Annotated in this window: 15 protein-coding genes; 3 read left to right on the top strand and 12 right to left on the bottom strand. The window is 75.0% G+C overall.

The window, feature by feature from the left end; genetic code table 11:
* Nucleotides 1-87: 87 nt before the first annotated feature.
* The 3 genes from JWP64_RS10440 to JWP64_RS10430 form a co-directional block, all read right to left on the bottom strand.
* Nucleotides 88-3,435: an ATP-dependent helicase gene (locus tag JWP64_RS10440; RefSeq protein ID WP_297495365.1), complete on the bottom strand. Its 3,348-nt coding sequence runs from the start codon at nucleotides 3,433-3,435 to the stop codon at nucleotides 88-90.
* 38 nt (nucleotides 3,436-3,473) lie between these two features.
* Nucleotides 3,474-4,409 carry a glycoside hydrolase family 16 protein gene (locus tag JWP64_RS10435; RefSeq protein WP_297495264.1) on the bottom strand — a complete coding sequence of 312 codons (936 nt, stop codon included), beginning with the start codon at nucleotides 4,407-4,409 and terminating at the stop codon, nucleotides 3,474-3,476.
* Nucleotides 4,410-4,604: 195 nt separating this feature from the next.
* A complete protein-coding gene (locus JWP64_RS10430; protein WP_297495260.1) occupies nucleotides 4,605-8,129 on the bottom strand; it encodes an ATP-dependent DNA helicase in 3,525 nt (1,174 codons plus the stop codon).
* Between the two features lie 79 nt (nucleotides 8,130-8,208).
* Between JWP64_RS10430 and JWP64_RS10425 the strand changes: the two genes are divergently transcribed.
* Complete coding sequence (locus JWP64_RS10425; RefSeq protein WP_297495257.1) at nucleotides 8,209-8,973, top strand: alpha/beta hydrolase; 765 nt, start codon at nucleotides 8,209-8,211, stop codon at nucleotides 8,971-8,973.
* Nucleotides 8,966-9,247, top strand: coding sequence for an MGMT family protein (locus JWP64_RS10420; protein ID WP_297495253.1), 282 nt, complete (start codon nucleotides 8,966-8,968; stop codon nucleotides 9,245-9,247). Before JWP64_RS10425 ends, JWP64_RS10420 begins: the two co-directional genes overlap by 8 nt.
* An 85-nt stretch (nucleotides 9,248-9,332) precedes the next feature.
* Here JWP64_RS10420 and JWP64_RS10415 read toward each other — a convergent pair whose 3' ends face one another.
* The 9 genes from JWP64_RS10415 to JWP64_RS10375 all read right to left on the bottom strand — a co-directional run bounded on the left by JWP64_RS10415 (nucleotide 9,333) and on the right by JWP64_RS10375 (nucleotide 21,914).
* Complete coding sequence (locus tag JWP64_RS10415) at nucleotides 9,333-10,055, bottom strand: sirohydrochlorin chelatase (protein ID WP_297495250.1); 723 nt, start codon at nucleotides 10,053-10,055, stop codon at nucleotides 9,333-9,335.
* Nucleotides 10,048-11,211: a uroporphyrinogen-III synthase gene (locus JWP64_RS10410; protein ID WP_297495247.1), complete on the bottom strand. Its 1,164-nt coding sequence runs from the start codon at nucleotides 11,209-11,211 to the stop codon at nucleotides 10,048-10,050. Before JWP64_RS10410 ends, JWP64_RS10415 begins: the two co-directional genes overlap by 8 nt.
* 46 nt (nucleotides 11,212-11,257) lie before the next feature.
* Entirely contained in the window at nucleotides 11,258-11,602 is a 345-nt protein-coding gene (gene nirD, locus JWP64_RS10405; protein WP_297495244.1) for a nitrite reductase small subunit NirD, read from the bottom strand.
* Nucleotides 11,599-14,133 carry a nitrite reductase large subunit NirB gene (nirB, locus tag JWP64_RS10400; protein WP_297495241.1) on the bottom strand — a complete coding sequence of 845 codons (2,535 nt, stop codon included), beginning with the start codon at nucleotides 14,131-14,133 and terminating at the stop codon, nucleotides 11,599-11,601. The genes nirD and nirB overlap by 4 nt, the downstream gene beginning before the upstream one ends.
* Nucleotides 14,134-14,188: 55 nt before the next feature.
* Nucleotides 14,189-15,547 carry a nitrate/nitrite transporter gene (locus tag JWP64_RS10395; RefSeq protein WP_297495362.1) on the bottom strand — a complete coding sequence of 453 codons (1,359 nt, stop codon included), beginning with the start codon at nucleotides 15,545-15,547 and terminating at the stop codon, nucleotides 14,189-14,191.
* Between the two features lie 295 nt (nucleotides 15,548-15,842).
* Nucleotides 15,843-16,670 carry a TIGR02569 family protein gene (locus JWP64_RS10390; protein WP_297495238.1) on the bottom strand — a complete coding sequence of 276 codons (828 nt, stop codon included), beginning with the start codon at nucleotides 16,668-16,670 and terminating at the stop codon, nucleotides 15,843-15,845.
* Nucleotides 16,671-16,798: 128 nt separating this feature from the next.
* Complete coding sequence (locus JWP64_RS10385; RefSeq protein WP_297495235.1) at nucleotides 16,799-19,219, bottom strand: hypothetical protein; 2,421 nt, start codon at nucleotides 19,217-19,219, stop codon at nucleotides 16,799-16,801.
* A 443-nt stretch (nucleotides 19,220-19,662) separates the two neighbouring features.
* Entirely contained in the window at nucleotides 19,663-20,835 is a 1,173-nt protein-coding gene (moeZ, locus tag JWP64_RS10380; protein ID WP_297495232.1) for an adenylyltransferase/sulfurtransferase MoeZ, read from the bottom strand.
* Nucleotides 20,836-20,927: 92 nt separating this feature from the next.
* Nucleotides 20,928-21,914, bottom strand: a complete 987-nt coding sequence (locus tag JWP64_RS10375) for an alpha/beta hydrolase (protein ID WP_297495229.1) — start codon at nucleotides 21,912-21,914, stop codon at nucleotides 20,928-20,930.
* A gap of 198 nt (nucleotides 21,915-22,112) precedes the next feature.
* Here JWP64_RS10375 and JWP64_RS10370 point away from each other — a divergent pair, with 198 nt between their 5' ends.
* Nucleotides 22,113-23,045 carry a hypothetical protein gene (locus tag JWP64_RS10370; RefSeq protein WP_297495226.1) on the top strand — a complete coding sequence of 311 codons (933 nt, stop codon included), beginning with the start codon at nucleotides 22,113-22,115 and terminating at the stop codon, nucleotides 23,043-23,045.

The following is a 23,045-nucleotide window of genomic DNA, read 5'->3' as shown; positions in this document are numbered from 1 at the left end:
AGGGCTCCCTCGAACCGCGACGCGGTTCGAGGCGGTCGTCCCGGACGGAACCGTGGGATTCGCCGAGCTCCGCGGCCGGGCCGGTGACTATCCCCCGGTCTCCGGAAGGGAACGGAGCAGCGCGTGGAGCCCGGGCGCGTCCAGCATGTCCGCGGGCCGGAGCGTGACGTCCGGGCGGACGTAGTGGAAGGCCGCCCGGACCGTCGACGGGTCCACCCCGGCCAGCGCGGCCCAGGCCAGCCGGTACACCGCGAGCTGCACGCTCACCGCGGGCAGCCGCGCGTCCTCCGGGACCGCCCCGGTCTTCCAGTCCACGACGGTGAAGCCGCCGTCCGGGTCCGCGAACACGGCGTCCATCCGGCCGCGCACCGCGACCCCGGCCAGCACCGTCTCGAACGGGACCTCGGCCTCCAGCGGCACCCGGTCCGACCAGGCGGACGCGAGGAACGCCTCCTGCAGCTCGACGAGGGTGTCGTCCCCCGCGGCCTCCTCGTCCGCCGCGCCGGGCAGCTCGTCGAGGTCCAGCAGGCGTTCGGCGCCGAAGCGCTGCTCCAGCCATGCGTGGAAGGCCGTGCCGCGCCGGGTGTGCGGGTTGGGCGGGAGCGGGAGCGGCCTGCGCAGCCGGGCGGCCAGCGCGTCCGCATCCGCGGCGAGCTCGACGAGCTGGCTCACCGACACCTGCGCGGGCAACGCCACCGACGGCCGGGCAGCCGCGGCGGCGCGCTCGGCCAGCAGCACGTCCACGTCCGCGGCCCAGCCCTCGGGATCCGGCTCCTCCGACGGCTCGAGATCCTCCAGCTCGAAGCTGAGCTGCGGTTCCTCGGGCTCCCGTGAGCGGCGACGTTCCGCGCGGCGGGCCCGTTCGCGCGTCCGTAACGCCTCGCGGACCATCTCGGCACCCGCGTGGACGTCCGGCGATCGCACGCCGAGGGGATCGATCGGCCACTCGGCCGTCACGATCTCGGCAGTGACGGGATTGACGTCTTCCGGCTCGGGCTCGGGCGCCCACTGCTCCACCCCCTCCGCCCCGACGACCTCCCGCAGCTGCTCCAGGAACGCCGACGGCCGGCGCGGCTTCTCCCCCGTCGCGCCCCAGCGGTGCCCGGAGCAGAACAGGACGTGCTCGGAGCGGGTCAGCGCGACGTAGAACAGCCGCCGCTCCTCGACGAGCCGGCGCGCGTCCAGCCCGGCGTCGTGCTCCTTGAGGGCCTGCTCGATCTGCTTGCGGTCCGGCGCCGGCGGAAGGTAGAGGCCGGGGAGGTCGTCGGCGTCCCCGCGCAGCGGGACGGGCAGCTCGGACGGGTCCTTGAGCCAGCTGCCGGACATCTTGCGGCCGGGGAAGACCTGCGCGACGAGGTGCGGGACGGCCACGACCTCCCACTCCAGGCCCTTCGCGGAGTGCACGGTGAGGATCTGCACCCGGTCCGGCGCCACCTCGACCTCGCCCGGGGAGAACCCGTCCTCCGCCTTCTCGGCGGTCTCCAGGTAGTCCAGCAACGCAGGCAGGCTCGCGACCTCCGCGCCCGCGGCGAAGTCCGCCACGACTCCCGCGAACGCGTCCAGGTGGGCGCGCCCGACGGGCCCCGGACGCGAGACGGTCTCCGCGTCCAGCAGCAGGATCCGCTCCGCGTCCGCAACCAGGTCCGTGAGCGGCGCCGACGCGCGGGAGCGCAGCCAGGACAGCTCGCGGGCCAGCCGCCGGATCCGCTCGAACCCCGCCGCGGAGTAGCGCTCGGCGTCCCCGGGGTCGTCCAGCGCGTCGACGAGCCCGGCCTGTTCCGCCTGCTCGCCCGGCAGCGCGCCCAGCGCCAGCTCCGCCGGGGACAGCGGTCCCGGACGCGACGGCAGGGCGGGGACGAGCTGGCGCGCCCGGGCCCAGAGGGCCGCCAGGTCCGCGACCCCGAGCCGCCACCGCGCGCCCGTCAGCAGCCGGACGGCAGCGGGTCCGGCGAGCGGGTCCGCGACGATCCGCAGCGCGCTGACCAGGTCCCGGACCTCGGGGGTGTCCAGCAGGCCGCCCAGCCCGACGACCTCGACGGGCAGCCCGCGCTCGCGCAACGCGACCGCGATCGCGTCCATGTCCGAGCGGCGGCGGACGAGCACCGCCGCCGTCGGCGGGGGCTCGCCCGCGTCGACCCGGCCGTGCCAGTGACCCGCGATCCCGTCCGCGAGCCAGGCGACCTCGGAGGTGACGTCCGGCAGCAACGCGATCCGGACGTCGCCCGGGCGGGCCGCGGGCCCCGGCCGCAGCTCCCCGACGGCGACGGCCCCGGGTTCGGTGCCCCCGCCCGACGCACGCAGCGGCTCGGAGACGGCGTTGGCCAGCGTGAGCACCTCGGGCGGGTTGCGGAAGCTCGTGAGCAGCCCGTACTCCTCGGCGGGGCGGCCGTCCGGCTGGGGGAAGTCCGTGCGGAAGCGGGCGAGGTTGCCCGCGCTCGCGCCGCGCCAACCGTAGATCGACTGGCACGGGTCTCCGACCGCCGTGACGGAGAGCGGCTCGTCCCGCGGCGCGGTGCCGGGTACCCGGCCGAACAGCGACCGTAGCAGCACGCGCTGCGAGTGGCCCGTGTCCTGGTACTCGTCGAGCAGCACGGCCCGGAACTGCGAGCGCTCGATCTCCCCGACCTCGGGCCGGCTCTGCGCGACCTTCGCCGCGATCGCCATCTGGTCCGCGAAGTCCATCGCCCGTTCCGCCCGCTTGCGCGACGCGAACGCCTCCACCAGCGGCAGCAGCTCGACGCGCAGCCGCTGGGCGGCCATCCACGCCTTGTAGCCCTGCGACGGCTCGGCCTTCTGCCCCTTCCCGCGGGGGGCGTTCTCCATCATCGCGACCAGGCGTTCGGCGTGCCGGCGCACGTCCTCCGGCTCGACGAGGTGCTCCCCCAGCTCACCGGCGAGCGAGAGCAGGTAGCCGGTGACGGTGGCCGGGACGCGGTCGACGTCCAGGTCGTCCGCCCAGGTGGAGACGACGCGGTGGGCGAGCTGCCACGCCGCCGTCTCCCCGAGCAGCCGGGACGCGGGCTCCGTCGGCAGCCGCAGCGCGTGCTCGCCGACCAGCCGTCCGGCGTAGGCGTGGTAGGTGGAGATCGTGGGCTCGCCCGCGAGCAGCGCGGCGCGCAGGCTGCCGCCCGGGTCCAGCTCGTCGAGCAGCGGGGAGCCGGCCAGGCGGCGCAGCCGGGACCGGACGCGGGCGCCGAGCTGCTGCGCGGCCTTGCGGGTGAACGTGAGGCCGAGGACCTGTTCGGGCAGCACCTGCCCGGTGGCGACGAGCCAGACCACGCGGGCGGCCATGGTCTCGGTCTTCCCGGCCCCGGCGCCGGCCACGACCAGGGCGGGACGGGGCGGGGCCGCGACCACCGCGGCCTGCTCGGGGGTGGGTGGGGGCAGGCCGAGGGCCCGCGAGAGAACCGCGGGCTCGAGGGCCACCTCCGTCAACGTCACGCGCCCTGTCTACCCGACCGCACCGACAGGAATCAGGGGGCCTCGTAGATACGGAACCAGTCCACCTGCAGCTTCACCTCGGCCGGCGTCGACTCGTCCGGCCCGTCCATCCAGTTCGCCTTGGGGCCCTGGTCCAGCTGGATCGTGGGGTGCATCGGCTTCGTCGGGATGACCGTCCTGTCCGTGGTCTCGAAGCGCTTGACCCCGTCGACGTACCAGGTGATCCGGTCCGGCAGCCAGTCCATCCGGAAGGTGTGCCACCGGGTGTAGTCCCCCGGATGGGCCCCGTGCACGGAACGGTCCGAGTCCCCGACCGCGTAGTGCACGAAGGTGTGCGCGACGTCCCGGTTCGGCGTCGGGGCCTCCATGATGTCCAGCTCGCCGTCCCGCGGCCATTGCTCGGAGTCCGGCCAGAGCAGGATCGCCGCGCTGAAGCCCTTGCCGCGGTCCGTGCGGGCCCGGAACTCGTAGCGGCCGTAGAGCTGCCCGTCGGCGTAGCGGACACCGCCGGAGACGCCGTCACCCTCGTGGGCCGTGCCCGTGATGGTCAGAATCCCGTTCGCCTGGCTGACCGCGTCGGGCTTGCGCAGGCCGTTGCCGAACCCGCCCCCGGAGTCGTAGGCGCTCCAGGTGCCCTTGTTCAGGGCTCCGCCGAACTCGTCCCCGCCTGCCGGCCGCCAGGCGACCGGGTCCGCCTCGGCCGCCGCCGGCACGGCGACCGGCGTGCGCTCGGTCGTGCTGGTCCGGGGCGGACGGCTGGTGGTGCTGCGCGGGGTGGTCGTGGTGGGCGCCGCGGCGGTGGTCGTCGGCGCCGGGGTGGGCGCGGCGGTGGTGGTGGGCGCAGCCAGCACCTGCCCCTGGGGAACGGGTCCCGTGGGCAGCTCGGGCGCGTTGCCGCAGCCGGTGAGCAGCGCGGCGAGGGCCACGACCAGGCCCGCGCCGAGTGCGCGCGGACGAGGGGAGAACACGGGGGACCGCCTCCTTCTGGCGCCGAGGAGGCGGCCGGGGGAGAACGGCCGCGCGAGGTTCGGGGGAGCGCCTCGGTGCCGGGCCACCGTACCCCGCCCGACGATCATCGCCTGTCACGTTTTCGCTGGTCGGAGGCCTAGCAGCGACGAAAGGGAGCAGGCGGCGTGACCCCGGAAGGTTGCCTCACGAGTGGCCTAACTTGATACGACCGAACGGCCGCTTGACACCGCAGGGCAACTAGTCCGAACGGGGCAACGTTCGCAGTCCGGCCCGACGCGCGCGACGAAGGCCGTCCCGGACGTCTCCTCTGCGCACCGCCACACGACGTCCCGCCACTCGGCGGCCGTCTCGGAGTCCAGGGGTTCCTGCATCGGCTCCTTGGGCCTGCCCGACGCGTAGCGGTCCGCGACGTAGACGAGCCGCGCTCCCCCGGGCGGTGCCTCCCCGACCAGATCCGAGAAGGCGCCCAGGGCCGTCGCGAGCTGGTAGACGGCGAGCTGGGGATGCTCCGCGGCCGTCTTCGCGCTGACCGCGGTCTTCCCGGTCTTGACGTCGACGACCACCGGCCGGCCCTCCGCGTCGACCTCGAGGCGGTCCACCCGGCCGCGCAGCCGCACGCTGCGCCGGGTCGGCGGCTCCTCCTCCGTCCCGGCACCGTCGTTCCCGGGGTCGTCCCCCGCGACGTCCGGCTCGGCCGCGATGTCCAGCTGCACCGCCTGCTCGACGGCGACGAGCCGCAGCCCCTCGGCCCGGCTCTCGGCGAGCCAGCGGTCGAACCCGGCGAGCATCTCCCGCACCCGCGCCAGCTCACGGCGGCCGTACCAGGGCGCGCCGGCGTCCAGCCGGTCCCAGGCGGTGCGCAGCGCGGCCTCCAGCTCGGCGGGATCCGCCCCGGCCGCGCCGGCCTGGACCAGCGCGTGCACGAGCGAGCCGGTGACCGCGGACAGCGCGCCCGTCTCGTCCCCGCCGTGGCGCTGCAGCACCCAGCGCAGCGGGCAGGAGTTGATCAGCTCGATGTCCGAGGGCGAGATCGGGACCAGCGCCCCGGGGGCGCGCAACGGCGCGTCCGACGACGGCGGCGCGACCCCGTACCACTCGTCCGGATGCGCGCCGGGCACGTTCTCGGCGGCGAGCCGGGCGAGCTGGGCGGCCGCGCGGGCCCGGCTCGCGGCCGCCTCCGGGTCACCGTGGTCCGGCGCGGTGACGGCCCGGCGCAGCTCGCCGACCAGCTCGGCGAGCACCAGGGCGCGGCCGGGCCGGTGCACCGTCCGCCCCTCCAGCGCGGAGGCGGGCACCGGATCCAGCTCGTCCAGGAAACGGGAGGGCTGCTCGTCCTCCCCCTGGACCGCGCTGACCAGCAGCCGCGACCTCGCCCGGGAGCACGCGACGTAGAACAGCCGGCGTTCCTCGGCCAGCAGCGGCGCGACCCGGGAGACCGTCCCGTGCGCGCCCGCCGGCTCGGCGACCCCCGCCACCAGATCCACCAGGCGCTCGTTGCCGAGCAGGCTGCCGCGCAGCCGCAGGTCCGGCCAGCTGCCCTCCTGCACGCTCGGCACCGCCACGACCTCCCACTCCCGCCCGCGCGCCGCGTGCGCCGTGAGCAGGGCGACGGACTCCCCGCGGGGTGCGCGGTCCGCGAGCGTGTCCCCCGGCAGCTGCTGGTCCGTGAGGTAGGACGTGAAGCCCTCGACGTCCGCGCCCGGCAGTCGGTCCGTGTAGCGGGCGGCGGCGTCGAAGAGGGCGAGGACGGCGTCCAGGTCCCGGTCCGCGTGCGCGCCGACGGGGCCGCCGCGGGAGCTGGCCTCGCCCCAGCGCTTGGCGAGCCCCGACTGCCGCCAGACCCGCCAGAGCACCTCCTCCACGCTCTGCCCCTCGCGGATCGCGCCCGCGGCAGTGGCGAGCAGGCGGGAGACCGCCCGCAGGGGCGCGGAGTCCCCGGGGGGAAGGGCCGTCAGCGGGTCCGGCCGGCCTGCCGCGGCGGACCGCAGGGCGTCGACGAGCAGGGGGTCGCTCCCGGCGCGCTCGGCGTCGTCGGGGACGGGGTCGTCGGCGGCGGACGCGGGGCGCTCGCCGACCGGCTCACGGCCGTGATCACGATCCTGGGAGTGGGAGGTACCCGGGATGGCGGTGCCGCTCCCGGGATCGGGATCGAGCGGCGGCTCCGCGGCGCGACGTGCCGTCCGGGCCGCGGCGTGCAGCTTCAGCAGGCCCCGGCGCAGCCGCCGCATCCGCATCGGGTCCCCCGAGCCGAGGGACGACGTGAGCAGGGCCGTCGCGACGTCCGCGTCGATCTCGTCCGGGCGGGTGGCGCAGCGCAGGATGAGCAGCAGCGGCAGCACCGCCGGCTGGCGGGCCAGCGGCAGCTCGTCCGGCGGCGCCGCGATCGGCACCCCGGCCGCGACCAGGGCCCTGCGTAGCGCGGGCAGCGTGCGACGCGCGGAGCGGGACAGGACCGCCATGTCCGACCACGGCACCCCCTCGACGAGGTGGGCGCGGCGGAGCCGGTCCGCGATCCACCCCGCCTCCGCCGCGGGCGAGGAGAACACCCGGACCAGCACGGACCCCGGATCCGGCTCGGGTGCGCCCGGGTCGACCGGCGGCGGGACCCGCACCCGCCCCTCCCCCGACCCGGCCAGGCTGCGCGCCAGCCGCGCCGACGCCGCGCGCACCGCGGGCGCCTGCCGGTGATCGACGGTGAGCACCGCCGTGGGCGCCTCGACCGCCCGCAACCCGCCCGGATCGGCGCCCCGGAAGTTGAGCACCGCCTGGTCCGGATCGCCTGCGAGCAGGGTGCTCTGCGCGGTGCGGGCCAGCACGCGGACCAGCTCCATCTGCTGGGGATCGAGGTCCTGCGCGTCGTCCACGAAGAGGTGCCGGACCCGTCGGCTCTCCGCCGCGAACAGCTCCGGGTCCGACGCCAGCGCGTCGAGCGCCGCGGAGACCAGCTCCGCGGAGTCCAGCGCGGGCGCGGTGGCCTGCGGTGCACCCCGGCCCGCGGCGCCGCGCAGCAGGATCACGTGCTCGTAGGTGCGGAAGAACCGCCCGGCCGCCACCCACTCCGGCATCTCGTGCCGCTCGCCCAGGGTGAAGAGCTCCTCCGGACCGAGGCCGCGCTCGGCGGCGCGCAGCAGCAGCTCCCGCAGCTCGTTCGCGAAGGCGGGCAGGCCGATCGCCGGGCGCAGCCGCTCCGGCCAGCCCGAGTCCGGCACGCTGCCGTTCCAGTTCGCGAGCTCCCCGCCGAGCAGGTCCCGGACGACGGCGTCCTGCTCGGCTCCGGCCAGCAGCCGCGGCGGCGGGTCGTCGTTCCGCGCGGCATGCAGGCGCAGGACGCCGAAGGCGTAGGAGTGCACGGTGCGGGCGAGCAGCTCGCGGGATGTGCGCGCGTCGAGCGCGGCCGGATCCGGCAGCCCGCCGTGCAGCAGCCCGGTCAGGCGTTCGCGCAGCTCGACGGCCGCACGCCGGCTCCCGACGAGCAGCAGCATCCGCTCCGGGTCCATCCCCTCCCGGACCCGCTTCGCCACCGCCTCGAGCAGCAGCGCGGTCTTCCCCGTGCCGGGGCCGCCGACCACCCGCAGCGGGCCGCGATCGTGCTCCAGGACCGCGCGGGCCTGCTCGTCCCACCGGGGGACGCGGACCTCCGGCCGCGGCGCGCGAACGAGGAGCGGACCGGGCCGGGCCACGGCCCGGCCGCCTGCGGGTGCGCTCTCCGTCCGGGCCATGTGTCGATTCGACCACGCGACACCGACAGTTCCGCCGCGGGCTCCGGAATCGTCGGACCGGGCTGGCACGATCCCTCCCATGTCGCTCCACGTCCACGAGCTCGGCGCGCCGGAGGGCCGCACCGTCCTCGCCCTGCACGGCGTCACCGGGCACGGGCTGCGGTTCCGGCCGCTCGCCGCCGCGCTGCCCGGGCTGCGCTGGCTGTGCCCCGACCTGCGCGGCCACGGCCGCTCCCCGTGGGCTCCGTCGTGGGGCCTCGAACAGCACGTCGCCGACGTGCTCGCCGTGCTCGACCGCGAGGGGCTCGCCGAGGCCGTCGTGGTCGGGCACTCGTTCGGCGGAGCCGTCGCGGCGCATCTGGCCCGGCGCGCACCGGAGCGGGTGTCCCGGCTGGTGCTGCTGGACCCCGCGATCGGTCTCGACCCGCAGGACATGCTCGAGGCCGCCGAGAGCACCCGGCCGGACGAGGTGTTCCCGGACGAGGACGTCGCGCGGGCCGACAAGGCCCAGAGCTGGAAGAACGTGCCGGACGCGCTGCTCGACGCGGAGATCGCGGACCACCTCGTCCCGCGCGGGGAGGAGTGGGCGTGGCGCTTCTGCCGGGCGGCCGTCGTCGCGGCGTGGAGCGAGATGGCCCGGCCCGCCGTCGTCCCGCCGGTCGGTGTGCGGACGCTGCTGCTCCCGGCCGCGCAGGAGGACTTCGTTCGGCCGGAGTGGGTCGCGGCGTGCCGGGCCGAGCTGGGTGACGCGTTCACCCTCACCGAGATCGACGCCGGCCACATGCTCTACCTCGAGCGCACCGCCGAGGTGGCGGACCGTGTGCGGGCGTTCCTGGATGGATGAGGAGGTCCTCGAACGGGTCCGGGAGGTGGTCGCCGCGATCCCTCCGGGCCGGACGTCGACCTACGGCGAGGTCGCGGCGCGGGCGGGGATCCGCTCGGCCCGGCTCGTCGGCCGGATCCTCGCCGAGGACGGCCACGACCTGCCCTGGCACCGGGTCCTGCGGGCGAACGGCACCTGCGCCCCGCACATCGCGCAGGAGCAGGCGGCACGGCTCCGCGCCGAAGGTGTCCTCCTGGTGGACGGCAGGCTCCCGAAGGAACACCGGCGGCGCTGAGCCGCGGCACTCATGCCGCTTTCGTGCTGCCGCGCGGCATCGAAGCCCCACGAGTGCCCGGAGCGGTCCGGGCGCGAGTGCCGGGTCAGGCCGCCGCGGCCCCCGCCTCGACTCCCGCGCGGTAGCGGGCGACGACCGCTCCCACGACGTCCTCGTGTGCTCCCAGCGGCGCCCCGACCACGTCCGCACCCCCGTCCTCGATCCGGCTGTGGAACACCCCCGGCGCGAGCAGCCAGGAGGCGACCGCGATCCGGTCCTCCCCGGCCCGTCGCAGGCCGTCGACCAGCGCGTCGATCTTCGGGGCGGCGGTGGCCGCGAAGCCGACCCTCACGCGTCGACCGAGGAGCGAGCCCAGCATCCGGCCCGTCGCGCGCACCTCGGCGAGGGCTGCCGGGTCCGACGAGCCCGCGGCCGCGAGCACGACCGCGTCCCCCGGACGCAGGCCCGCGTCCCGCAGCCGGGCCAGCGCGGCCTCGGCGAGCAGGCGATCCGGGCCGAGCGCGGGCGTCACCACGAAACGCGACGGGTCCGCGCCCGCCTCGGCGAGCTGGGCCGGCAGGTCCGTCCGCACGTGGTAGCCGGAGGCGAGGAACGCCGGGAGCACCACGGCGCCGTGCAGACCGTCCGCCCGGAGCCCCGCGACAGCGTCCGCGACGGTCGGCGTGCGGACGTCCACGTAGGCGACCCGCACGTCCGCGCCGTCCAGCCGCTCCCGGGCGGCCGCGGCGATCTCGCGGACCACCTCGTCCGCCGCCGTGCTCCGGCTCCCGTGCGCCACCAGCAGCAGCGACGCGTGCGGTTCAGACACAGTGACCACCGGTCGGTGCGGGCCCCGCCCCGGGGTCCAGGGCGAGTCGGTAGCCGCGCTTGACCACGGTCTGGACCAGCTTCGGGGTGCCGAGCGATGACCTCAGCCGGGTCATCGCCGTCTCGACCGCGTGCTCGTCGTCGCCACCGCCGGGCAGCGCCCGGAGCAGCTCCGCGCGGGTCACGACCCGGCCGGCCCGGCGGGCGAGGACGCGCAGCATCGACATGCCGGTGGGCGGCACGCTGCGCAGCTCGCCGTCGACCAGGACGGCGTGGCCGCGCAGCTCCAGCCAGTGCCCGGCGACCGGCAGCCGGCGCGCCCGGGTCGGCGCCTCGGCCTCCAGCGTCCGGACCATCGCGCCGAGCCGTGAGCGGGCGGGCTGCAGGGTCGGGATGTCCACGGCCTCCAGCGGCGCCGCCGTCACCGGGCCGACGCACAACGCCAGGACGGGCCCGCGCATCGCCTCGACGAGCTCGTCCTTCACCCCGCGTTCGGCGGCGCGCGCGAGCAGGCTCGCGGCGGCGGGCGCGCTCGTGAAGGCCAGCATGTCGACGCCGCCGGCCAGGACGGAGTCCGTCAGCCTGTCCATCGGGCCGAGGTCCGCGGGCGGCACCCAGCGGTAGACCGGCACCTGGACGACCTCGGCGCCGGCCAGCTCGAGGGCCTCGACGACGTCCGGGAGCGGCTCGCCGTGCAGCTGCATCGCGATCCGCAGGCCGTCGACTCCTTCCTCCAGCAGGTACTCCAGCACCTCCGCGGACGACTCGGACGGCGGCGACCACTTCTCCGTCAGCCCGGACGCCCGGATCGCCCCGCGCGCCTTGGGCCCGCGGGCGAGCAGCTCGCCCTTGCCGAGCGCGGCGAGCAAAGCCTCGCCGATGCCCCAGCCGTCGGCCGCCTCGACCCAGCCGCGGAAGCCGATCCCGGTCGTCGCGACCGTGACGTCCGGCGGGTTCGCGACCAGCGCACGGGTGCGGTCGAGCAGGTCCGCGTCGTCCGCCAGCGGCACGATGCGGATGGCGGGGCCGTGCTGGACGCACGCGCCGCGGCGCTCGAGCATCGTGCCCAGCTCCTCGGCCCGGCGCGCGGCGGTGACGCCGACGGTGAAGCCCGCGAGCGAAGGGACGGGCGCCGGCTCGGTGGTGGCAGCGGTCATCGCACCATTGTCCGCGCTGGCGCCGGGGTCCACCGCGTAACCGCCCTCACGGTAACCCGATCTGAACACGGTGATCGTCGACGCGGACGGCGTAGACGGCCACGGCCACGTCCGGCTCGTCGAGGCAGTGGCCGTCGAGCAGGCTGAACGCCTGCTTGTAGACCGGCGACGCGACGACGGGCACGCCGCCCTTGTCCCCGACGATCCCGCGGGAGAGGACGGCGGCGCCGGAGAACGGGTCGATGTTGCCGATCGCGTGCACCGAGTCGTCGTGCAGGCGGAAGACGGCGACCTGCCGGCCCTCGACCAGCGCGGCGGCGCCCCGCTCCGGCTGCAGCCGCTCCAGCAGGCAGACGGTCTCCCAGCGCAGGCCGGTCTCGACAGCGGTCATCGGGAGACCCCGTTCATCGCAGGCATCCCGACCAGCACCGGATCGCCTTCCCGCCGGGCGGGGATCGGCTGTCCCCGCTCCGTGATGAAGCTGATCGTCGGGTCCGGCGTCTCCGGCGCGTTGACGAAGGAGACGTAGCGTTCGAGCTTCGCCGGGTCCTCCAGCACCCCCCGCCACTCGTCCGCGTAGTTCTCGACGTGTGTCGCCATCGCCGCCTCCAGGTCCGCGCAGATGCCGAGGGAGTCGTCCACGACCACCTCGCGCAGGTGGTCCAGTCCGCCCTCCAGGGCGTCGAGCCAGGCGGCGGTGCGCTGCAGCCGGTCCGCGGTACGGATGTAGAACATCAGGAACCGGTCGATGATCCTGACGAGCTGCTCGGAGTCCACGTCCTGCACGATCAGGTCCGCGTGCCGCGGGTTCGCGCCGCCGTTGCCGCCCACGTAGAGGTTCCAGCCCTTCTCCGTGGCGATGACGCCGAAGTCCTTGCTCCGGGCCTCGGCGCACTCGCGCGCACAGCCCGAGACACCGGACTTGAACTTGTGCGGGCTGCGCAGCCCCCGATACCGCAGCTCCAGCAGCACGGCCATGCCCACCGAGTCCTGCACGCCGTACCGGCACCAGGACGAGCCGACGCACGACTTCACCGTGCGCAGGGACTTGCCGTAGGCGTGCCCGGACTCGAACCCGGCATCCACCAGGCGCTTCCAGATCTGCGGCAGCTGCTCGACGCGGGCGCCGAACATGTCGATCCGCTGGCCGCCGGTGATCTTGGTGTAGAGCCCGAAGTCCCGGGCGACCTCGCCGATCACGATCAGCCCGTCCGGCGTGATCTCCCCGCCCGGGATGCGCGGGACGACCGAGTAGGTGCCGTTGCGCTGCAGGTTCGCGAGGAAGTGGTCGTTGGTGTCCTGCAGCGCGGCCTGCTCCCCCTCCAGGACGTGCCCGTTGCCGAGCGACGCCAGGATCGAAGCGACGACCGGCTTGCAGAGGTCGCAGCCGCGCCCGGTCCCGTGGCTCTCGACGAGCTCGGAGAACGTCCGGATCCCGGCGCCGGCGATGATCTGGAACAGCTCCGCGCGGGAGTACGCGAAATGCTCGCAGACCGCCTTCGACACCTCGACGCCCGCGCCGAGCAGCAGGGTCTTCAGCATCGGGATGCAGGACCCGCAGCTGGTGCCGGCCCGGGTGCAGGACTTCAGCGCCGGGACGTCGTGGGCGCCGTCGTCGATCGCGGCCTTGAGCGCGCCCTTGGTGACCGCGTTGCAGGAGCAGATCTGTGCGGAGTCCGGGAGGGCGTCCGCGCCGAGCTCGACGCCGCCGGGCGCGATCATCGCGACGGGGTCCGCGGGCAGCGCGGAGCCGACGAGCGGGCGCAGGGTCGCGTACTTCGAGGCGTCCCCGACGAGCACGCCGCCGAGCAGGGTGCGCGCGTCGTCGGAGACCACGATCTTGGAGTAGGTGCCGGCGACCGGGTCGTTCACGACGACCTCGAGCGCGCCGTCGGTGGCCGCGTGCGCGTCCCCGAAGCTCGCGACGTCGACGCCGAGCAGCTTGAGCTTGGTGGACATGTCCAGCTCCGCGGGCTGCATGCTGCCCGACCCGCCGAGCAGCCGGTCCGCGACGACCTCCGCCATCGCGTACCCGGGCGCCACCAGGCCGTACGTGCGGCCCTCGAGCGCGGCGCACTCGCCGATCGCCCAGACGCATCCGTCGGGGGTGCGGCACGCCGCGTCGACCAGCACGCCGCCGCGTTCCCCGACGGGGAGGCCCGAGCTGCGGGCGAGCGAGTCCGCGGCCCGGATGCCGGCGGAGAAGACGACCAGGTCCGCGTCCAGCTCGATGCCGTCCGAGAGCGTGGCGACGAGCCTGCCGCGATCTTCCGAGACCGCCGAGACCGCGACGCCGCAGCGCACCGCCATGTCCTGGCGCTCGACGAGGTTCCGCAGCAGGGCACCGCCGCCCTCGTCGACCTGGACGGGCATCAGCCGCGGCGCGATCTCGACGACCTGCGGGGACAGCCCGAGCAGCCGCATCGCGCGGGCGGCCTCCAGGCCGAGCAGCCCGCCGCCGACGACGACCGCGGAACGACGGCCGGGGCCGGGTCGCGCGACGGCCGCCGCGGCCGCCGCCTTGATCGCGTCGAGGTCGTCGAGCGTGCGGTAGACGAAGCAGTTCGGGAGGTCCCTGCCCGGCACCGGCGGCACGAACGGGACCGATCCCGTGGCCAGGACCAGGGCGTCGTAGGTCAGCTCGGCGCCGGACGCGGTGACGACCCGCCGGGCGCCGCGGTCGAGGGTGACGACGGGATCCCCGAGCCGGAGCTCGACCCGGTCGTCGAGCTCGGGGAGGCGCAGGTCCTCCTCGGAGCTGCCGTCGACGTACGTGGAGAGCCCCACCCGGTCGTACGCCGGGCGGCCCTCCTCACCGAGCACCGTGATCCGCCACGCGCCCGCGGTGTCCCGCTCGCGCAGCGCGGACACCAACCGGTGCCCGACCATCCCGTTGCCGACGACCACCAGGTGCCGGGCCATGCCGTACCTCCTCGCCCCCGCCTCGCGGGGGTCGTTCGTGTTCTGGTCGTGCCGGTCAGACGCGGGCGAGCGCGGACCGGTCCGGAGCGGCCCGGACCGTGGCCTTCTGCTTCGCGTACACCCGGTAGGTGACGACGGCGCAGACCAGGTAGAAGGCGAGGAAGGCCCAGAAGGCCGGGACCCCGCTCTTCGTCGCCGCGAACGACTGGCGGAAGGCCAGGTTGATCGCCAGGCCGCCCAGGGCACCCACCGCCGAGATCAGGCCGATCGCGGCACCGGAGACGCGGCGGGCATGCAGCATGGTCGGGCCCTCGGCCGCCCCGGCCGCGATCCGGCCCAGCGCCTGGCGGCGGAAGATCGCCGGGATCATCTTGTAGGTCGAGCCGTTCCCGATGCCCGAGAACACGAACAGCAGGATGAAGCCGAGCGTGAACAGGGCCAGCGAGTCCGCCCCCGACGCGAGGATGCAGACGAGCGCGGCGACGGCCATCAGGACGAAGTTCCACTGGCTGACCCGGGCGCCGCCGAGGCGGTCCGCGAGGTAGCCGCCGAGCGGGCGGATGAACGAGCCGAGCAGCGGGCCGATGAAGGTGACCGCCGCGGCCTGCAGTGGGGTGCGGCCGAACTGGGTCTGCAGCACGAGCCCGAAGGCGAAGCTGTAGCCGATGGACGACCCGAAGGTGCCGATGTAGAGGAAGGACATGATTCCGGTGTCCTTCTCGCGCAGGGCGAGCTTCATGGCGCCCTTGTCGTTGCTGACGCTGGAGAGATTCTCCATGGAGAACGCCGCCACCACCGCACAGACCACGATCAGCGGGATGTAGATCATCAACAGGATCTTCGGCTGTCCGGCGCCCGCGGTCGCGATGGTCAGCAGCGCGAGGAGCTGGATGAGTGCGACACCGAGGTTGCCGCCGCCGGCGTTGAGGCCCAGCGCGGTCCCCTTGCGGCCCTCGGGGAAGAAGGCGTTGATGTTGGTCATCGACGACGCGAAGTTGCCGCCGCCGAAGCCGGCGAGCGCGGCCATGACCACGAAGACGGCGTAGGGCGTCCCGGGCTGCAGGACGAACGCCGCGGCGATCGTGGGGATCAGCAGCAGCAGCGCGCTGACGACCGTCCAGTTCCGGCCGCCGAAGCGGGCGACCGCGAAGGTGTAGGGCACCCGCAGGATCGCGCCGACGAGCGTGGCCGTCGCACCGAGGAAGAACTTGCCGGCCGCGTCGACGCCGTACTCCGGGCCCATGAACACGACGAAGACCGACCAGAGGGTCCAGACGGAGAAACCGACGTGCTCGACGAGGATCGACGCCCACAGGTTGCGGTTGGCGATCTTCTTACCGGTGCGCTCCCAGAAGCCGGGGTCCTCCGGCTCCCAGTGCCCGATCCAGCGACCCTGCACGAGGCCACGGTTCACGGTGCCGGTCTCGTCACCGCCCGTCGTGTCCGTCGAGCCTTCTGCGGTGGCTGTCACGCCGTCCTCCAGTGGGTCTGTCGCATCCGAGGGAATGCGCAGACCGTAGGAAGGACTCATTACCCCGCCGTGGCCCCGTGTGACGCCGACGCAAAGCGGTCCTCACGTGCGGTGAGGTGCAGCGTGAGATCACCGAGCCAGGACCGGCCCCGTGAAGCCACGCCCGCGTTGTGGAGCCGCAACGCGAATTTCGGGGCCGCCCGGCCGCGCCATGGCTCCATGACGCGGCTTCCGGGTGTCAGAGGCGGGCGGCGACCAGGCCCGAGGCGCGCTCGAGGCCGGGGAGGCTCCGGGCGGAGGCGTCGGGGTGCTGGGCGTGCAGGGCCAGCCGGTACAGGACGGCGCGCAGCAGCGCCTGGGGCCACTCGTCGAGGTGCGACCACCGGTCCAGCAGGCCCTCGTCCGCACCGCCCCACGCCACGGCGTCGACGGCGACGACCGCCGCCGCCCACTCGGCCGGGCGCCAGAACGGGACGAGATCGAGCACCGCGGGCACGCCGTCGACGTCGAAGAGCACGGCACCGAACAGCTCGCCGTGCACCACCTGCGGGGAGAGCCTGACCGGACGGCGGTGGGCCGCGAGCTGCTCGAACAGCTCCCCGCCGGTCCCCGGGTCCAGCACGAGGCGACGCTCCCCGAAGGCGGCGGCGGCGGAGCGGGACAGCAGGTCGTCGCGGTCGTCGAGGAGGCGGGGACGCAGCACGGTGGAGGTGGCGGCGTGCAGGCGCAGTGAGGCGGAGATGACGTCGTCGTGGCGCGGTTCGGAGGAGCCCGCCAGGTTGCGGGATCCGGCCCAGCCGGCGACGACCCAGCGGCCGTCCGAGGACCGGACCGGGCGGGCGAGCCGCACGGCCTCGACCTCGAGGCTGTCCAGGACCCCGGCGGACCACGCGGCGACCGCGTTGTCCGCGACCGGGCGCAGCAGGACGTCCCCGCAGTGCCAGGCGCGCTGACCCGCCCACACCACCGGCCGCGGCACGACGTCCTTCACCCCGAACGCGACGCGCACGTGGTCGGGCAGGGCGATCGCCGCTTCGCTGGTCGGGACTACGGGAGCTGCCGTCACGACCGGCACGGTACCTGCGTCGCCGCCGGGATCACGGTCGCCACGCGGAGAGATCCCCGAGCAGGACTTCCGGAATCAGGCTCGGCGGTGCCGGGCGGCGTCGTCCGCGGCCGGCGCCGAGGAGCGCCTCAGCTCGACACGTCCGCGGCCAGGGCCTCCGCGTAGACGCGCACCTCCTGCTCGGACGGGGTCCCGCCGCCGCTGCTCGCGCTGTCGGCGACCGTACCCGAGCCGCCCGACGAGGAACTGCTGCTCCGCTCCGTGGTGCCGGAGCCCGAGGAGCCGCCCGGCCCGGCCCCGGCGCCCGTGGACCGGCTGGATCCGCTGCCGGAGCTCTCGCTGCGCGGGGTGGTGGTCCGCGAGCCGCTGTCCGACGCGCTGTCCGAGGTGCCGCCCGCCCGGGTCGCGCCCGTCGGCGAGCCGCCGCCGGACCCGGTGGTCCTCGAGCTGCTGCTCGAATCGCTGCCGCTGCCGCTCGCACGGGCGCCGTCCGAGCTCCGGGACGCGCCGCTGCTGCGCACCGAGCCGCTCGCGCTGGAGTCCTGCCCGCTCGCCGCGCCTGCGGAGCCCGAGCTCCCGGTCGAGCGCGAGGTGTCCGCCCCGGACCGCCCCGAACCGTCCGAACCGGAGTCCTGCGGCCCGGTCTCCCGGGTCGACGCCCCGGCGGCGCCGCGCTGCCGGAGCTGCTCCTGGATCTGCCGGTCCGCCTCGCGGTCCGCCAGCCGGAGTGCCCCGTCGATCTGCGGCGCCGCGAGCCCGCCGGTCATCGTGTTGATCATCGGACCGGCGACGGCGCCGGCGATGCCGGAGCTTTCCCCGCCCACGGGACGCGGAGCTTGGGGGTCGGCGCCGGTCCCCGCATCCTGCTGCCCGACGGACCGGCGCGCCGGGGCGCCGCCTCCGCCCTGCTCGGCACGCTGCCGGGACGCGTCGGCCCCGCTGCTTCGGTCGACGCGGCCCGGCGACGGCACGGCCTCGACCCGTTCGGTGCGAGCCTGTGCCGAGCCGCCCTGGTCCGCGCCCTGCCCGGCCCGACCGGTCTGTCCGGACGCCCCGCGCCGATCCTGCTGGGATGCCCGGCCCTGCGCCGACGCCTGCCGGCCGCCGTCCAGACCGAGGGTTCCGCCGACGCCGTCGACGGTGTCCGACACCGCACCCGTTACGCCACCCCGCTGCGCACCCTGCCGCCCGGAACCCTGCTGCTGCCCGGAGCCCTGCCGCTCCTGACCGCCCGGCTGCCCCCGGCCCTGGTCCTTCCGGTCTCCCGAGCCCTGGTCCGGCCGGCCGCCCTGCTGGCCGTTCAGCCCGAGCGTCCCGCCGACGCCGTCGACGGTCCCCGACACAGCGCCGGTCGGCCCGCCACGATCAGGTCCCGAGCCGACCGCGCGGGCATCCCCGGAATGGTCGTGCTCCGGCGTCTCCTCCGCGTCGTCCCCCGGCCCGCGCGGGTCCGGCGGGCCGCTCGTGCCGACCTCGCCCGACGGGCGGCTCTCGTCCTGGTCGCGGCCCTGCACGACCGGCGGCCGCTCGTCCACCCCCTGCGACGGCGTCGGACTCGGCGTGGGGTTCCTCGCGAGCCGGAGCACCTCCTCCCGCACCCGGTCGGTGCGGTCCGCGTCGTTCGGCAGCGGACTGCGGGTGGCGGTTCGCACGCCCTCCGACAGGTTCTGCACCTGGCTCGCCACCGCTTCCCGGTGTCGGGCCCGCAGGTCACGCTGCTCGGACAGGGCCGTGGCCCAGGAGGTGTCGGCGGCGGAACGCGACGGCGGGGCGGGGGCGGCGTCGAGCAGCCGCTGGATCTCGTCGAGCCGGCTGTCCGCCTGCCGGAGCTCGTCCGAGGTGCGCTCGAGCTCGCGGTAGGTCTCCAGCTGGGACTGCAGCGTCGCCCGCTGCTGCTCGAGCACCCGCCTGCGTTCCTGCAGCTGCCGGACGGCGGAAGGGGCGGTCCCGACCTGCTGCGCGGCCGCCGTCGAGTTCCAGGCCTGCTCCGTCTCGCCGATCGTGTCGAGCTGCTCGTTGACCGCGACCAGCGCGAGCTGCGCCCGCCGTGCCCACTCCTCGTCCGTGGTCCCCTCCGGCATCGTCACCGTCGGCGGGGAGGGATCGGGGGACGCGGACGAGGTGGTCAGCGCGTAGCCGCCGACCAGCACGGCCGTCGCGCCCAGCACCGCGATCGCGCGCCGCCGCCGCGCCAGCCCGGCCATCCACGACGACCGCGCACCCGGGAGCTCCCCGGGCTCCGGTTCGGGCTCCTCCCGCCCGGGTGCGGCGACGCGCGCCGGCACGGCTCTGCTCCGGACGGGCGGCCCCTCCGGCGTCTCGCGCAGCCAGGGCAGCGTCTCGGTCAGCCGCTCGTCGCCGGCGGCCTGCGCCGCGGCCCGTCGCTCACGCCGCGCGGCCACCCGGTGCGCGGCGGTGCAGTAGATCTTCCCGGGCCGGTCGGGCGTCTCCTCGACCAGCGCATCGCACCCGGGGAGCGCGCACCTGCGCCGCAGCGAGGGCGACCCGGACCCGTCGGAGCCGAACCGGTCCACCCCGAAATCGTCCACCCCGAAATCGTCCACCACAGTCGACCCCCATCGCAGTCACCGGGAGCGCGTGCCCGTTCAGCACGACGTCCCCGTCGGGGCCACCGAGGCGGCGCTCACGCGCCCCCGACACCGCGGCGTCCGAAGGTCCCCGCTTCCCTGGCCCCGTTCGGATGACGGGACACGACATCCACCGAGGCAAAGGAGGCTACCCAGGCCGATGATCGATTGTCATTGCTCCAGTCGGACGTGCTCCCCCGGGTCAAAGGCACGGAGCGTCACATAACAGCGTGATCGCCACGGACCGTCGTGGTGGAGGCGCCCGCCGTCACGGACCGCGACAGGGGGTTGCTCATATGTGACCCACAGCACAGGAACGTCTGCGCAGTGTGATCCACAGACGCAGACCGCCCGCCCTCGCGAACGAGGACGGGCGGTCGGTACGGCTCTACGGGGATCGTGGGTCAGTACGTGGGAAGCGAGGGGTCGACCTGCTTGGCCCAGGCCAGCACGCCGCCCCCGACGTGCACCGCGTCCTTGAAGCCGGCCTTCTGCAGCGCCGCGAGCGTCTCGGCCGAGCGCGCCCCGGACTTGCAGTGCAGGACGATCGGCTTGTCCTGCGGGAGCTCCGAGAGCGCCTCGCCGGAGAGGATGCGGTCCTTCGGGATGAGCACCGAACCCGGGATCCGGACGATCTCGAACTCGTTCTGCTCGCGGACGTCGATCAGCGCGAAGTCCTTGCCCGCGTCGATCATCTCCTTGAGCTCGAGCGCGGTGATCGTGTTGCCGGCCGCCGCGGCCTGGGCGTCATCGGAGACGGTGCCGCAGAACGCGTCGTAGTCGATCAGCTCGGTGATCTCGGGCGTGGCCGGGTCCTTGCGGATCCTGACCTGCCGGTAGGTCATCTCGAGGGCGTCGTAGACCATCAGCCGGCCCAGGATCGGCTCGCCGATGCCGGTGATCAGCTTGATCGCCTCGTTCACCATGATCGAGCCGATGGACGCGCAGAGGACGCCCAGCACGCCACCCTCGGCGCACGACGGCACCATCCCGGGGGGCGGCGGCTCGGGGTAGAGGTCGCGGTAGTTCAGGCCGAGCCCGTTCGGGGCGTTCTCCCAGAACACCGAGGCCTGACCCTCGAACCGGAAGATCGAACCCCAGACGTACGGCTTCCCGGACAGCACGGCGGCGTCGTTCACCAGGTAGCGCGTGGCGAAGTTGTCCGTGCCGTCGAGGATGAGGTCGTAGTCGGCGAAGATGTCCATCACGTTCGACGAGTCGAGCCGCACCTGGTGCAGCCGGACCTCGACGAACGGGTTCGCCTCCTTGATCGAGTCACGGGCGGACTCGGCCTTGGGGCGGCCCACGTCGGACTGGCCGTGGATGATCTGGCGCTGCAGGTTGGACGAGTCCACCTCGTCGAACTCGACGATGCCCAGCGTGCCGACACCGGCCGCGGCCAGGTACAGCAGCGCGGGCGAGCCCAGACCACCGGCGCCGACGACCAGCACCTTCGCGTTCTTCAGCCGCTTCTGCCCGGTCATCCCGACGTCGGGGATGATGAGGTGGCGGCTGTAGCGCTCGACCTCGTCCTTGGTCAGTTCGGCGGCCGGCTCCACGAGCGGCGGTAGCGCCATGTCAAAGCTCCTCGGTGCTGTCTTGCGTGTCGATCGTGCGTGCGTCCCGCTGGTGCCAACGCACTCGTCGGGGCCTATCTTCCCATCCGGGCTCAGGAAGGGCACTCGTCCCAGAGTGCCGCGACACAGGCCGCCACCCGGTCCGGCACCTCGATCTGCGCGATGTGCCCGACGCCGTCCAGCATCAGCAGCCGCCCGTCCGGGAACGTGCGCGCCGCCCGCGCGGCGAGCCGGGGCGAGATGAGCCGGTCCCGGTCCCCCCAGACCACGAGCGTCGGCACCGGGACGCGTGCGGCCGTCGCCCAGAGCCCGCGACCGGCCCAGCTCACGAACATCCCCTTGGTCGAGCGGGACACGGCCTCCCCCGCCCAGGGCTGACGCCCGCGGGCCGCGATCTCGGCGGCCGTCTCGTCCAGGCGGGCGTCGGTGGCGCGGCCGGGGTCCCCGAAACAGAGCGCCATGACCTGCTCGGCCCGCGCCCGGGGCGACGCCGCGGCCAGCTGGGCCCGGGCCCTCTTCCCGATGGCGGGGATCATCGCCAGCGCCATCCGCGGATCGGACATCCGGCGCGGGTCCGGCCGCCGGTCCGGGAATGCGGGCGAGACCAGGGTGAGCGTGCGGACGAGCTCCGGCCGGCGGGCGGCCACCATCGTCGCGACCATCCCGCCGAGCGAGTTGCCCAGCAGGTGCACGGGCCGCCCGCGGCCGGCCAGCCAGCAGAGCAGCGCGTCCGCGTGGCCGGACGGCGAGTAGTCCCGCGACGGCAGCGGCTTCGAGTACCCGAACCCCGGCAGATCGACGGCGACGCCCGCGGCCCGCGGCGCGAGCAGGCCCGCGAGGTCCGTCCAGTTCGTCGCGGAGCCGGAGAGCCCGTGCACGTAGACGGCCTCGGTGCCATCGGCGCCGGGGGTCTCGCGGACGTGCAGGGTCACCCCGCCGGACGTGACGTCGCGGCCCGGCCACGCGGGCCAATGCTCGTCGTCCGGCAGGACCGGGAGGTCGGCCGGGTCGACGGTGCCCGCGGGGCGAGGGGCGGAGGTGTTCCGCGGGTGAACCAGCGGGAGCGCGACGGAGACCACCCGACGAGCATGGCCTGAACCCGCCCGTCCCGACCACCTCGGGTGACCCGCACCATCCGGTCCCCGGCGACGCATCGATACCCCCCTGGGGTAGCTTCACCGTGTCGGACGGCCCGTTCGTGCGTTGTACCCCCCGGTGGCGCGCCGCGTCGAACGCGCACGACAGCCCCGCGAAGACGAGCCAGGGAGACGGAACACATGCAGACCGCGGTGCGGCTCGGCAGCTACCTCGCCGTGCTCTGCGTCGTGTTCGGGGCCGCATGGGGGGCGGGGGCCGCGTTCGGCGGGTCCGGCGACGGCCCGGCCCCGGCGGCGGCGCACGAGCCGGGGATGGCCTCGATGGCTCCCCCGCCGGCGGCCGCCGGCCCGGATCCCGCGGATCCGCTCGGCCTCTCGGCCACCGCGGCCGGCTACACCTTCGTCCCCACGACGACGTCGTTCGCCGTCAACAGCCCCACGACGTTCAGCTTCCGCATCACCGGCTCGGACGGCGCGCCCGTCACGGCCTTCGACGTCGCCCCGGACCAGGAGTTCCGGCCGGGCGAGCGGATGAACCTGCTGGTGGTGCGACGGGACGCGGCCGGCATGCAGGACCTCTCCCCCACCATGGGTCCCGACGGCACGTGGAGCGTCCCGTTCCTGCTCCCGGCGGCGGGGGTGTGGCGGGCCTACGCGGACTTCGTCCCCACCGGCGGCCCGCGGCTCGCGCTGGGCACGGACCTCTTCGCGCCCGGGGAGTTCGACCCGTTCACGTTCCCGGACTCCCGCATCTTCCCGCCCACGGGCGCCCCGGCCGCGGTGGACGGCTACCAGGTCCGGATCGACGGCCGGCTGGTCCCGGGGGTCCCGTCGGCGATCTACACGACCGTCGGGCGTTGGGGGCAGCCGGTCACCGAGCTCGAGCCGACCCGGGGCGGTTTCGGCCGGCTCGTCGCGGTCCGCGAGGGGGACCTGGCGTACGTCCGGGTCCGGCCGGAGACCACACGGCCACTCCCGACGGACCGAGCCGGCCCGGCGATCGCCTTCACCACCGAGGTCCCGACGGCCGGGACCTACCGGTTCTTCCTGGGATACCGGCACGAGGGCCGGACCGGGACGGCCGAGTTCACCGTCTCCACGGCAGGGAGCTGA

Origin of the sequence: Pseudonocardia sp. (genome assembly GCF_025465255.1) — a bacterium.
Lineage (GTDB): Bacteria > Actinomycetota > Actinomycetes > Mycobacteriales > Pseudonocardiaceae > Pseudonocardia.
This window is presented reverse-complemented; position numbering and strand designations above follow the sequence as displayed.